Source organism: Schaedlerella sp. (assembly GCF_056796775.1).
Map to the genome: position 1 here is coordinate 1 of NZ_JBQIKP010000079.1, position 12,193 is coordinate 12,193.

General features: G+C 47.7%; 14 protein-coding genes and 1 pseudogene. 7 read left to right on the plus strand and 8 right to left on the minus strand.

Annotation, left to right across the window (positions count from 1 at the left end):
* Positions 1 to 184 precede the first annotated feature (184 nt).
* Positions 185 to 694 (minus strand): GNAT family N-acetyltransferase, encoded by a 510-nt coding sequence (locus ACTOY7_RS20675; protein ID WP_160283683.1) that lies wholly within the window; start codon positions 692 to 694, stop codon positions 185 to 187.
* Between the two features lie 16 nt (positions 695 to 710).
* Positions 711 to 1,262 (minus strand): DUF1643 domain-containing protein, encoded by a 552-nt coding sequence (locus ACTOY7_RS20680; RefSeq protein ID WP_160283682.1) that lies wholly within the window; start codon positions 1,260 to 1,262, stop codon positions 711 to 713.
* Positions 1,263 to 1,731: 469 nt separating this feature from the next.
* Here ACTOY7_RS20680 and ACTOY7_RS20685 point away from each other — a divergent pair, with 469 nt between their 5' ends.
* The 4 genes from ACTOY7_RS20685 to ACTOY7_RS20700 all read left to right on the plus strand — a co-directional run bounded on the left by ACTOY7_RS20685 (position 1,732) and on the right by ACTOY7_RS20700 (position 4,763).
* Entirely contained in the window at positions 1,732 to 1,884 is a 153-nt protein-coding gene (locus ACTOY7_RS20685) for a hypothetical protein (protein WP_160283680.1), read from the plus strand.
* Positions 1,885 to 2,233: 349 nt separating this feature from the next.
* Entirely contained in the window at positions 2,234 to 2,854 is a 621-nt protein-coding gene (locus tag ACTOY7_RS20690; RefSeq protein WP_160283679.1) for a TetR/AcrR family transcriptional regulator, read from the plus strand.
* A 100-nt stretch (positions 2,855 to 2,954) separates the two neighbouring features.
* Positions 2,955 to 3,872: a GGDEF domain-containing protein gene (locus tag ACTOY7_RS20695; RefSeq protein ID WP_160283678.1), complete on the plus strand. Its 918-nt coding sequence runs from the start codon at positions 2,955 to 2,957 to the stop codon at positions 3,870 to 3,872.
* A gap of 27 nt (positions 3,873 to 3,899) precedes the next feature.
* Positions 3,900 to 4,763 (plus strand): flagellar brake protein, encoded by an 864-nt coding sequence (locus ACTOY7_RS20700; protein WP_394683207.1) that lies wholly within the window; start codon positions 3,900 to 3,902, stop codon positions 4,761 to 4,763.
* A 22-nt stretch (positions 4,764 to 4,785) separates the two neighbouring features.
* On the opposite strand, the gene ACTOY7_RS20705 is transcribed toward ACTOY7_RS20700, so the two are convergent.
* Complete coding sequence (locus ACTOY7_RS20705) at positions 4,786 to 5,250, minus strand: DUF3021 domain-containing protein (protein ID WP_285825918.1); 465 nt, start codon at positions 5,248 to 5,250, stop codon at positions 4,786 to 4,788.
* Positions 5,251 to 5,260: 10 nt separating this feature from the next.
* A complete protein-coding gene (locus tag ACTOY7_RS20710; RefSeq protein ID WP_394683206.1) occupies positions 5,261 to 5,701 on the minus strand; it encodes a LytTR family DNA-binding domain-containing protein in 441 nt (146 codons plus the stop codon).
* Positions 5,702 to 5,986: 285 nt separating this feature from the next.
* On the opposite strand from ACTOY7_RS20710, the gene ACTOY7_RS20715 reads away from it, so the two are divergent.
* Both ACTOY7_RS20715 and ACTOY7_RS20720 read left to right on the plus strand, forming a co-directional pair.
* The gene (locus tag ACTOY7_RS20715; protein ID WP_160283675.1) at positions 5,987 to 7,219 is read left to right on the plus strand and encodes an AAA family ATPase; all 1,233 of its coding nucleotides are present in this window, start codon (positions 5,987 to 5,989) and stop codon (positions 7,217 to 7,219) included.
* Positions 7,220 to 7,888 (plus strand): hypothetical protein, encoded by a 669-nt coding sequence (locus ACTOY7_RS20720; protein WP_285825920.1) that lies wholly within the window; start codon positions 7,220 to 7,222, stop codon positions 7,886 to 7,888.
* A gap of 158 nt (positions 7,889 to 8,046) precedes the next feature.
* Here ACTOY7_RS20720 and ACTOY7_RS20725 read toward each other — a convergent pair whose 3' ends face one another.
* The 3 genes from ACTOY7_RS20725 to aguA form a co-directional block, all read right to left on the minus strand.
* Positions 8,047 to 8,856 carry an APC family permease gene (locus tag ACTOY7_RS20725; RefSeq protein WP_482671675.1) on the minus strand — a complete coding sequence of 270 codons (810 nt, stop codon included), beginning with the start codon at positions 8,854 to 8,856 and terminating at the stop codon, positions 8,047 to 8,049.
* Positions 8,857 to 8,866: 10 nt separating this feature from the next.
* A complete protein-coding gene (locus tag ACTOY7_RS20730) occupies positions 8,867 to 9,205 on the minus strand; it encodes an amino acid permease (protein WP_285825922.1) in 339 nt (112 codons plus the stop codon).
* 130 nt (positions 9,206 to 9,335) lie between these two features.
* On the minus strand, positions 9,336 to 10,454 hold the full coding sequence (gene aguA / locus ACTOY7_RS20735) for an agmatine deiminase (protein WP_482671676.1): 1,119 nt from the start codon (positions 10,452 to 10,454) through the stop codon (positions 9,336 to 9,338).
* Positions 10,455 to 10,906: 452 nt separating this feature from the next.
* Between aguA and ACTOY7_RS20740 the strand changes: the two are divergent.
* Positions 10,907 to 11,477, plus strand: a pseudogene (locus ACTOY7_RS20740) (HAD family hydrolase).
* On the opposite strand, the gene ACTOY7_RS20745 reads toward ACTOY7_RS20740, so the two are convergent.
* Complete coding sequence (locus ACTOY7_RS20745) at positions 11,468 to 11,929, minus strand: hypothetical protein (protein ID WP_482672777.1); 462 nt, start codon at positions 11,927 to 11,929, stop codon at positions 11,468 to 11,470. The pseudogene ACTOY7_RS20740 and the gene ACTOY7_RS20745 sit on opposite strands and share 10 nt — an antisense overlap.
* Between the last annotated feature and the right edge of the window lie 264 nt (positions 11,930 to 12,193).

The window sequence follows — 12,193 nt, forward strand, 5'->3', positions numbered from 1 at the left end:
TCTAGTACAGCATTGCGTATATAATGGTGAATCATGTGCCTGATATTTTTGTCAGGACAAGGCGGAGGAAAGAGGCGATGCGGTGGCATCGTTGATTGACGACAACGCAGAACTGGCAGAAATATCAGGCGCAGAATTCACCGTTAATTACGCAATACTGTACTAGTCTCAATGTTACCTGAAATTATAGTTTCAAGCTATATTGCAATAGAGTATAATGCTGTCCGTCTTTGCTGTCTATTTTATCTGCCGAAGAGGTCAGCAAAAACCCGAAGGACTTTGCCAAAAAAATAGAAGCCCTGTTTTCCTCTCTTGCCGAATAAATGAATTCTTTTGCGCCGAATTCTTCTTTACAATATTGAATCAGGCATCGAAGGATCTGTTTACCAAACCCCTTTCCCACATAATCCGGCCCCAGACAGATCCCGGCTTCCTGATATACGTAAGGACCGACCTTTTCTACACCGGCGAACCCGATCGCCTTACCGCTTGATTTTTCATAAACGAGATAGGTGTCATGTTCTTTCTGAAACGAAATGGTTTTCAAGATTCTTATTTTAGCGTCTTCTTCGGTTTCCGTAATATTCCAGGCCATATACTTTGCGCTTTCCGGCTGCGACCAGACATTGCGGTACATTTCTTCCCAGTCCGAAAATTTTGCTTTATCAAGAATAAGGCTATCGGTTTCGATCATTTTCAAATACTCCTTTTTACTCTGCCCAGTAATGTGTGACATCAAAGCTCACTGACTTTGCCGAGAGCGGAAGCCGCGAGGGATGCCGCGGATGATGATGCCTGGTAGTAGATTTTATGACTCCATTTTCTTCCTTTCCGAAAGCAATAAATCGGCAGGAATACTTGTTGGCGATCCCATAAATATCATATAGGCAATCGATCAGATAATCACGTTCCGTAATGGGCTCTCCCCAGGCCGCCCACAGGGTTAAATCCGCTTCCCGCAGATATCGCTCGATATAACGCAGATTCTCATGATGCAGATCATCATCCCGAGAACAGGGCAGGCATTTAGGATCAGTAGAGCGATGCGGATAAACATTGAACATGATCCAGCTGTCGAAACCATTTCGCTTTGCAATCTGCTCAACCATATGTAATGTTTTATCTGCGTATTCATGATTAGCGGTACTCGGATTCACGCCGAAGCAGATAAGCGGATGATTCCCGGAAACGCCTAATACAAAACGCCTGTGAAGATCGTCGCCAATATAAATGTCCGGTGCGGTTTCCCATTGATACTTCAATATATTGTCCTCCCCTGCTTGCGCTTCAGCGTAATTCATATTATAACATAGCGCAGCATTTTTGAAAATCCCCTGCCTTTCAAAGTAAATAGTAACGGAAAACGGAAGCGGATTAAACCTGGCAATTTGCAGAGTTTGATATATCATAGGATGAGAAGGTAAAAAGAAAGACCATGAAACTTTTTTCTATAGATACTGGTATATATTTATATCAAATGGCATCTCATAAATCATATCCATACGGGACGGGTGGATTTTATACCTTGTGAAACGGCCGTATGGCCATAATGGGATGCCCCTGGGTAGACCATAATAGGGGTATCCTCTTTTGTATATAAGGTCATGACCACGCCGTTTATCAGCGCTCTTGCCGGATAATCTATAGATGATGGTGCCGCAAATACGGGGATGATCAGCATGAAAGCGCTTCCTTTGGCCTTCAAATATGCAGGGAAGGACAGCGGGGCAGATGATGCTTCCTTTGGAAGATTCTGCCTTGATTCCAAAAGAAGCCGTGGAAATTGTGGAAAAGGTAATCCGTGATATGAACATTGTTCTGGAGCAGATGGTTCCCAGGCTTCGGATCGGCTTGAAGGAGCTTAGCATTCAGAGAGGCAGGTGAGATCAGTGGCTCGTAAAAAAATCGTATAGAGCAGCGGATATCCAGGAAGAGATCCATCTTATTGATATGGACGGTGCATATATTCCAGAGATGGCAGTTGTGGAAGATTTTCTGACATTCATATCAGATTCAGATTTCTCCGTATGCAGTGATTTTAGAGAATCATGGGAATATATAAAAGCGGAGAGGCGTTCTCTTGAGCGGCATACAAATCTTGGAATCTGCTTTAAAACCATGAAAAATTACTGAAAACATTTCAAAATAGGTATTGCCAACACTACCTGAACCATGTATAATTTTTACAGAAATTTCATGGAACAAAATCATTTTTGGAGAGAGGTGGTTGACGTTGGATGACACCAGAACCCGGATTATTTCCGCCGCAATGAAGGCTGTGCGGGAGTACGGCCTGGAAGGGGTGCGGATCCAGAATGTCAGCGATCTGGCGGGGATATCCCCCGGGGCATTGTACCGTCACTTCAACAGCAAGGACCAGCTGATCGAGGAATGCTTTACCTATGTGGACAAGCAGGCGGCAGAGATCTTCGAGCATTTAAAGTTCAACCCTGTGGCCATGGCCGCCGATCCGATCGGAACGGTGAAAAGCCTGTGGCTGCCGTATTTCCGTTTTTGGGTGGCGCATCCGGATGAGACGGTATTCTATCATCGGTTTCGAGACAGCACCTTTTTCCCGAAATATCATGAAACCCGGGACACGAGTTATTTCAGCTCCTTCGTCGGTATGGTACATACATTCAAGGCGATGTTTCCCCGCCTGAAAACAATCAATCAGGATCTGCTGTGGCTTCATATCCTTACATGCACCGTGCTGTATGCCAAGTATGTAGTAGAGGGCGTGCTCCCGGACGATCAGGAGACGGAAGACACGGTATTCAGACTGCTGTGTACCGGACTGAGCGGTTATCTGAAGCCGGAGAAAGCCAAAAAGGGAAAAAGAATTGAAAAATGAAGATATGCCCTTCTGAATCAACGTGGGGCATATTTTTGGCGTATGCAGTAAATAAACATTTACTTACGGAACAGGGATTTAAGAAAGGACAGGAATCACTATGGAAAAAATTTTGATCGTTGATGACAGTATCTTGCAGGCAGCCCAGTTAAAAACCATTTTGGAGGACGAGTATGAGATCACCACCGCGCATACGGCGGAGGAGGGGCTTAGCCTTGCCAGCACTGAAAATTATTCCCTGATCCTGCTGGATGTCGTGATGCCGGGGATGGACGGTTTTACGCTGCTGAAAAAGCTGCAGGAGGAGATCATTACCCAAAGTGTACCGGTGATCCTGATCACCAGCCTGACTGACATCGAGAACGAGCAGTATGGTCTGATCCTGGGGGCGGTGGATTATGTTACAAAGCCGTTCCACGCACGGATCATAAAAGCGCGGGTCAATACCCATGTCAAGCTGTATAAATACCGGCGGCAGATCGAGCAGCAATCCATGACGGATCAGCTGACGGGAATCGCGAACAGGCGGAAGTATGAGGACTACAGTATTACGAAATGGAACGAAGCGATTCGCCTGCGGGTCCCGTTTACGATCTGTATGTTTGATATTGACCGCTTCAAAGTATACAATGACACATTCGGCCATCCCGCGGGGGATAAAGTCATTGAAGCGGTAGCAAAGACAGCGGCTGCGCATTTGAAGCGCAGTACGGATTTCCTGGCCCGTTACGGAGGGGAAGAATTTGTAGTGATCCTTTTGGGAGACAGCGCTGAGAAAGCATTTGCGCATCTGAAAAAAATCCGGCAGGAGATCGAGAATCTCCACATTCCTCATGACCCTTCCGTTTCCCAATGGGTCACGGTCAGTATCGGGGGCGTGACTGTCATGCCGCAGAGGGAAAGCTCCTATGACTCTTACTTAAAAATTGCGGATACGATGCTGTACGACGCGAAAAAAAGCGGGCGCAACAGAGTGATCTGGGCGGACGAGAAAATGAAGCAGCTGCATGAAAAATGATGTGTGACAGGATCAGGAGGTAAGAAGATGCGTCTATTTGGCCTATTTGGAAAGGGCAGCAAGGAACAGCCGAAGGAAAATGAACAGAAGACAGAAGAAAACAGCCAAGCGGAGATTACGGCTTATTCCGGTATGCGTGTAGAGGTAACGACCTTTGAAGGCGAGCTGCTTTTTGTCGCAAAGCTGGTGAACCTGCGGGAAAATCAGGCAGTGCTGCAGCAATATTCGGAGACGGAGCGTTCCAAAGAGATACTGCAGCAATATACCGAAGAGGAAGAAGACGGGAAGACGCAGGAAGCGGGAAGCGGCGCAAATGCAGGGCCGGAGTCCCTGGAAGTGGTATTTGCCAGGATGCTGGCGGAGCAGGCTGAGAAGGAGAAGGATTCGGAAGAAGAGAAGCAGAAGGAACCGCTCCATGTCAGGATCCGCGGGTACAATGACCACGAAAGAAAAGCGGTTTATATGGAGGGCTTCATTACGCCCGAAGAAAAACATACATGGAAGGTGGAAGAATTAACGGTTACCCGGATCGGAAATGACCGCGCGTTCTTCCGACTGGAAACGAATCTTGACGCGGTCGTTACCACATTCGGCGGATTTTCCGCCAGGGAGCAGGACTGTAAAATGCTGAATATCAGTGTCGGGGGCGCCCGCATCCTCTCAGAGCAATTATATCATGAAGGGGATAAATTCCTGCTGAAGGTGCAGCTTCTGGAGGACAGGCCGATGTCCGTGATGTTCTGCGAAGTGCTGCGCGTCTTCGAGAGAGAAGGCTCAAAATATGAATATGGCTGCCGGTTTTTAGAGCTGAACGAAGAGGATCAGGACAAGATCACCCAGAACATTTTTGCGGCCCAGCTTGCGGAGCGCCGTAAAAAGCGGGGGCAGTGAGATTACGGGGCAGGGGACAGGCTTAAAGCCCGTCCCTTGCCTTTCCGATACATGCGTTCATCTTATCCACATTTTTCTTCCAGAGTAGAAACTGTGAGATCCATATCACAGCAAAGATCAGGACAAATATCCCCAGATACTCAAGAAAGCCCGCGATGCTGTGCTCCATCCAGTACAGAAGATAGGCGATCGGCATCATGACCGCGGAGACGATCAGGAAATAGATCCCGGTCTGCTTTACGATGCTCCAGTGTTCCATTTCCCAGATCACCGAGCAGGCTCCGAAGCCGGTGCCCAGCAGCCCGCAGAGCAGCGCCTGCAGAACAACAGCATAGATTTCATTTCCCATGCTTTCGATCAGCTCGGGGACGCAGGGCGAATAATAGCCGTCTGCCCAGATCAGGGATGTGCAGATCGTGATCACATATCCAACCGCGATCCCCAGCGGAAATCCCAGAGCTCCCCGCAAAATGATTTTCTTTTTCATATTCATCACCTCATATTCCCAGAACTTTTTTGATTTTTGAAACATACCGCCTGGATACATAGGTCACCGTGCCGTTTGACAGCTTTACATAGATCGTGCCTGCAAAACTCAGATCAAAGTTGACGACCTTTTTTAAATGGATGATCTCCGAATTGGAGATCCGGACAAACTGGTGGGGACTGAGCCGCTCCTCCAGCTCGTACAGCCGGAGCCGCAGGGTGTATTCGCCTTTGCCGGTGACTGCGAATACCTTTCCGGAAGCGGCATAGATACGTATCAGATCCTCCGGCTCCAGTACCTCCAGCTTGCCGTCCCTGGTGCCGGAGATCGCCTGCGGAATCTCATCGGAAAGCCTTCTGACGATCCGGTTCACCTCTTCCGTCATGGATGCGGCGGTGATGACGACCTTCGGCTCTGGCTGGGACGGATCGATCTTGATTTCAACCTGCATGGAATTCACCTCCTCGTATGGTTCGAACCTGTGACTGCATTATAGAAAAAATAGATGCGGGGCGCAATAGATTTGCGACAGGTGGTTGATTTTGCGGGATAGGCGGAAGATAAAAATAGATTTTTGCTGAATTGCCAATTTTCTGTCTTAATGCTATTATAGAAATATATAATGAGGAAATGCTCTATGAAAGATGGGCACAAGCATAAGATGTATACAGGCTGCTTTTCAGCCTGACGCCGTATAGGACTTTTTTCATACTAATTTTTGAGAACGGAGAGAAGCATGGGAAAGATAGAAGGAATAAAGATTCAGAATTATGGGGTATTAAAAGATATTGTACTCGGAAAGACAAGAACGAATCAGAATGCAAAGGCGCTTGGAAATCTGGTTGCGGTCATTGGGCCAAGCGGGAATGGAAAAAGCACTCTGGCAGATGCCTTCGGATTCATAGCGGACTGTCTGGAAATGGGAGTGGAGGCTGCCTGCGACGCGAACAACCGAGGTGGATTTGAAAGGCTGATCTCACAGGGGGCCGCTGAGCCGATATTGTTTGAATTATACTACCGTGAGTCAGGGAAAACACGGCCGATCACTTATGAACTGGAAATTGATCTGGATAAGATGGGACGTCCCTATGTAAAAAGGGAGAGGCTTCGACAGCGGGTAGAGAAGCATGGAAGACCGAGAACTTTTATGTATCTGCAGGAGGGGAACGGATATGCATTTGAGGGAAATGATGATGGAGGCCAGGATGACGACGGCAATATCACTGGTAAAAAGGTAGAGGTTCAGCTTTCCGATATTCGGCGTCTTGGAATTGTTACTTTGGGAGCAATGAAACAGTACGATCGTATCGAAAAGTTTTTGTCCTTTTTGAAAAGCTGGTATCTCTGCTATTTCTCCCCGGATGCGGCAAGGAAACTGCAGACTGCGGCGCCGCAGGCACATTTAGACCGGATCGGCAGCAACATCAACAATGTCGCGCAATATATGTATCGGGAAAATAAGAAGGGATTTGAGAAGATTTTGCAGGAAATTCAATCCAAGCTTCCCGGAATCGAAAAGATTGAGCCGCAGAAATTTGAAAATGGGCAAATGATGCTCCGCTTTTATGAAAAAGGGTTTGAACGTCCGTTTTATTCTCAGAGAATGTCCGATGGAACTTTGAAGCTTTTTGCTTATTATTTACTGCTTCATGAAAAGAATCCACGGCAGCTGGTATTTATAGAGGAGCCGGAGAATGGGTTATATCATCACTATCTGGGAGAGCTTGCGGAAGAAATGAAAAAAAATGTTGGGAATGGGTATGCCAAGCAGTTATTCATTACAACACACAGTCCCTTTTTTGTAAATGCATTAGGGCCTGATGATGTATGGGTCTTAACAAAAAATAATGGTGGCTGTTCAGAGGTAAAGCGGGCTTCGGAGTTTGCTTTTGTAAAGGAATTGGCAGAAGAAGGAGTAGCAGTGGGGGACATGTGGTACAGCAGATATTTCGAGAGCACGGAGGAATAGATGTATTTTCAGTTTTTGATAGAGGATGGTTCGACAAGTATATTAGTGAATCATGTTATGGAAAAATTAGCAGAGCAGTATAGAGATAAAGAAATCATCTGGAATGTAAAATTTTTTGGCGGGATTGGACATTTGAGCAGAAAGGGGAGCGTATGGGAGCGAAAGACTGGAAAATTATTGAATGACCTTCCTGCATTTATGAAGGGATTCAGCAAGGTGCTGCAGAATATGGAATCGGCAGCATTGATCATCGTTTTGGATAACGATAAAAGAGACGTACTGCAGTTCAGGCAGCAATTAGAGAATGTGGCGGTTTCGAATATCGTCTTATGTGACTATGTGTTCTGTATAGCAGTAAAAGAGATGGAGGCCTGGCTGTTAGGTGATTCCCAGGCTATTCGGGAAGCGTATCCCAATGCAAAGATGCAGTTTATGAAAAAGTATAAGCAGGATGCAATTTGCGAAACATGGGAGGTATTGGCGGATATTGTCTATCCGCAGGGGTATTTAAAGCTGAAAAAAAGAGCTGTAGGAAATTATTCTGAGATTGGAGACGCGAAATGTGAATGGGCTGATAAAATAGGAAGATGTTTGCGTTTGCATGAAAATATTTCTCCCAGCTATCAATATTTCATTGGCGAATTAGAAAAAAGGATTCTTGCATCGTGAAATTTTAAGGAAGCTGTTTCTACATGAGCCCAATAAATGCGGCAGGCTTCAATTCACAGTCGAATAGATTGTGGATTGAAGCCTGCAATGTGTTTATGTCAGCTGTGTAATCTGCTGCTTCAGATTTTCCCGGGACACGTCTGGCCAAGGTGTGATATCTAACACTTCTTCCCCCCGGCGCGGTACAGATATTCCCCCACTGCCGCCGAAAGAACCGTTCCAATGATCTTTACCCACAACGCAAACCGATTTCCTGCGGCGATGTCGTCCGCGAACATATAGTACAGACAGATGCAGATACAGCCGAAGCAGAGGATCCCGCAGACCCACATCCCCGCGTTGCCGCCCGGCACCTTGTACACGCGCTTTCTCTCTGCGTCGCTGTAGCGCAGTCGGATTGCCGCCGCAAACATCACCAGATAAGGGATCATGAAGATCACAAGGCTGAAGGAAAAGATGTCCCAGAAAATGGCGTTTGCCTCTTCACTCCCCAGCAGGAAATTCAGGATCAGGAGCACGGTGGAAAGGACTCCCATCACGATGTAGAGATTTCCCGCGGTGCCGTATCTGCTCCTTGCGCCGAGAAAACGGTTCCGTTTGTCCAGCTCCGCTGCGATCAGGCTTTCATTTGCGCCCAGGGTCCAGGAGATCATGTTGGAAACCAGGGTCAGGCAGGACACGATCACCAGGATTCCCAGGATCGGCTTCTGGCCGGCGCCGAACACGGAGCACAGCACTTCCAGCGCATAGTAAAATCCGTCCATGGTATCGATCGTTTCTGCCGGAAGCGCCGCCAGCATGCCGAAGGTGCCGATCACGTACAGGACGGTGATCGCAACGCCGGCCAGGATAGACATTTTCGGGATTGTTTTTTCCGGGTTGTCGATCTTATCGCCGATGGAACCGATCAGCTCAAATCCAAGCAGATTGTATACGATGATCGCCAGTCCGGAGGACATATCGCTCATGGATGTGATCTTAAAAGCTGAGCCAGTACGCAAAGGTCAGAAATACCGCCGGCATCCAGAATGCCACGTTGATCCAGTAAAACCAGCCCACCTGCACCCCCACATGCTCTCCGAACGCGCGGGTGCACCATGACGTGATCCCGCCCGCGTCCGGGTAGGTGCTGCCGAGCTCTGCGTTCAGCAGGCCGTAGGGTATGAAAAAAATGACTGCGAAAATGAGCCACATTGTAATGGATCTTACTCCCGCAAAGGCGGGCGCCCCTGCCAGGGAATCCAATACAAGGACACTGCATATTGTAAATAAAATGGTCTGTACCAGACTTACTTTTTTCTCCTGCGTTTCTCCCATGTTATTCCACTTCCTTTCCAGATTCATATATGAAAAGTAATGGGCGGCATGCCGTAGTCATACCCCGACATACCACCCTGAAAAAAATCACTCTATTTTGTATCTGCTCAGTCTCCCCGCAGGTACATTATTACTTTTTTAATGCCGCGATTGCTGCCGGATCCGGCTGCTGCAATGCCATGCAATGGATATTTCCGCCGCACATGGACCATTCCTTGGTGTAGATCTTGATGATCTCCCGTTCCGGCATAATTTCTTTAAAAATCTTGCAGGCCACTTCATCCATGGGATCGTCATACTGCGGTACAAGCAGGCCGCCGTTCACAAAGTAGCTGTTGATATAGGTGACAGCCAGCGGAAGCCCGTCTTCACGGGAAGAAGCGCTTTCGGAAATATCAACGCCCTCGCTCTGCTCCTTGGAAATATGCAGCACTGCGGGGATTGGAATCTTATGGATCTCAAATTTGCGTCCCTTCGCGTCTGTAGCTTCGCTCAGAATATCATAAGCGGCTTTCAGATTGGGATACTGGGGATTCTCCGGATCATCTGTCCAGGAAAGGGCAAGAACGCCGGGCCGGACGAAGAAGCAGACATCATCAATGTGGCCGTCTGTCTCGTCAAACGCCATTCCGTCTTTCAGCCAGATCACTTTTTCCAGTCCCATATATTCTTTAAAATATTCTTCGATCTCTTCTCTTGTCAGCTTCGGATTCCGGTTCTGGTTGAGGACGCTGTTTTCCGTTACAATCAAAGTACCTTCGCCGTCGATCTGCATGGCTCCGCCCTCGAAAACCACATTTCTTGCGTCATAGCGGTCATAATTTTCCAGGTCAAGGAGCTTAGTTGCAAATTCCTGATCGCGTTTCCACGGGAAATACAGTCCGCCTTCCAGTCCGCCGTAAGCGTTCCAGCCCCATGTGACACCGCGCATCTCGCCTTCGTCATTGACTACATAGAAAGGTCCCTTGTCCTGCGCCCAGGCATCGTCAATCGTCATCTCCACCACACGGACCTCCTCCGGAAGACGCGCCCTGGCATTCTCATACTGGTCCGCGGAACAGAAAACGGTCAGCGCTTCGTGCTTGATGATCTCCTTTGCCACTTCCACCAATACCCTCTGTCCGGGCTTTCCTCCGTCCCGCCAGGTATCCTGCCTCTCCGGCCAGATCAGAAAATCCTGTTTCCTCGGTAAAAATTCCGCGGGCATGTAAAATCCGTCTTTTTTTGGGGTGCTCTTAATTGTTCTCATACGATCGTGCTCCTTCGGTCTTTTTTTCTTACAATTCATTATACTGAAATTTATGCATTACACCATTACCCGCAGGCTTCCTATTTGGAAATGATACCTTCTGTTTCAGGAGGGTACCCGAAAGTTCTATCAGGTATACGGACAATTAATTATTGTTACTGTTCACACGGTGCCGTGCACTTGCTGCACGGCGTCCGGCCAATAAAGTAACACTTGCCATAATATCCAGCCCCTCGCCGAAGGCGACTTAAAATGGGCTGGATACTGTTACTGGAGCACCCAAAGGGTGTGAACAGTAACGCCGAGGACGGGGTTTTTGACCTTTCATGAAAAACTGCTTTACAAGAAGGCAAAACTGCGCCATAATATAGCACGGCAAAAACGCTGTTTTTGCGCATTTGTGTGAAGTGACTGTGAATAATCACATTGTTCTGAAAGGGATGGCGCGGCATATGATAAAATTAGTGGCAAGTGATCTGGACGGGACGCTACTTCAGAACGGGGCCCAGGAACTGACTCCCCGCGCCCTGGATCTGGTTCGGAGGCTGACGGAAAAAGGCATTGTGTTCGTCGCTTCCAGCGGACGCCAGTATGATAATGAAGTAAATCTTTTTAAGCCTGTGAAGGATCAGATCTCCTATATCGCGGAAAACGGCTCGATCTGCATTCACAAAGGAAACGTAATCTCCCGTACGGTGATCGCCCCCGAGCTGATCCGCCGGACCATCGACGAAGTGAAAAAGGACGGCCCCCACATCATAGACAAATATCTCCACCATCTGAAGGCAAAGTTCAGCTCGGAGATCAAAGTGGACTGCCCTGTTGAAGCTCCTGGATGTGCTGCAGATCCGGCCCGAGGAATGCATGGCGTTCGGCGACCAGTACAACGATGTGGAGATGCTGCAGACCGTGGGAACCAGCTATGCCATGTCCAACTCCGCGCCGGGTATCTTTTACTATTCCACCTATGTGACGGACTCGGTGGAGGATGTGCTCGAAGACCTGCTCGCGGCTCAGGAATAAACGAAAAAGGAACTGCTCCAAAGCAGGACGCATCCTGTGCTTGGAGCAGTTGAAGCGTAAGAAGGGGGCTGTCGTGAAATCCACTTTTTACTAATATGTTCCATTCCAAATAGCCTGAAACCCTGCCTTGGAATTTCGCTCTTTCTCATACACATAAGAACTTGCGTAGCCCGGCTCCTGTCTATCTTCTTTTCTACCGCTTCACTTAAAACCTTTACCTGATCTTCCGCGAGACCCAGACCTGATTTATGTACATAGGCCCTCGCAATCCCTATGTTGGCATAAGTATTATAGGTACCCGAACCTCCGGCATCTAAAAAATTGTCGATGTACTCTCCCGTCTTCTGCATATTCATCCATTCTTTCCACGTCACTTCTATTCCGCCTGCGAAAAGTTTTGTTTTCGGATTGTCAGGAGTATTGGCGATTCCCTTCGAAATATTCTCCTTCATCTCGTTTACAAGGGCGTTCAGTCCCCCTACCGTACTCCGATCCGCGTGCAGAGTGGTTCGAATTTTACTTCCAAATGCAGCAGAATATGCCGTGAATTCATCTTCACTGATCTGCCCCTTGCATATTGTTCAAACACATGTTATTAGTTAACACTTGTTATTAACTCAAACTTCCCACATCAAAAATGGGATTTGCACATTGAAAAATCAATACTTTAGCCTATAAAATATTTTCAGGCCGCTATTTCTTTCCGTTCCAAGGCC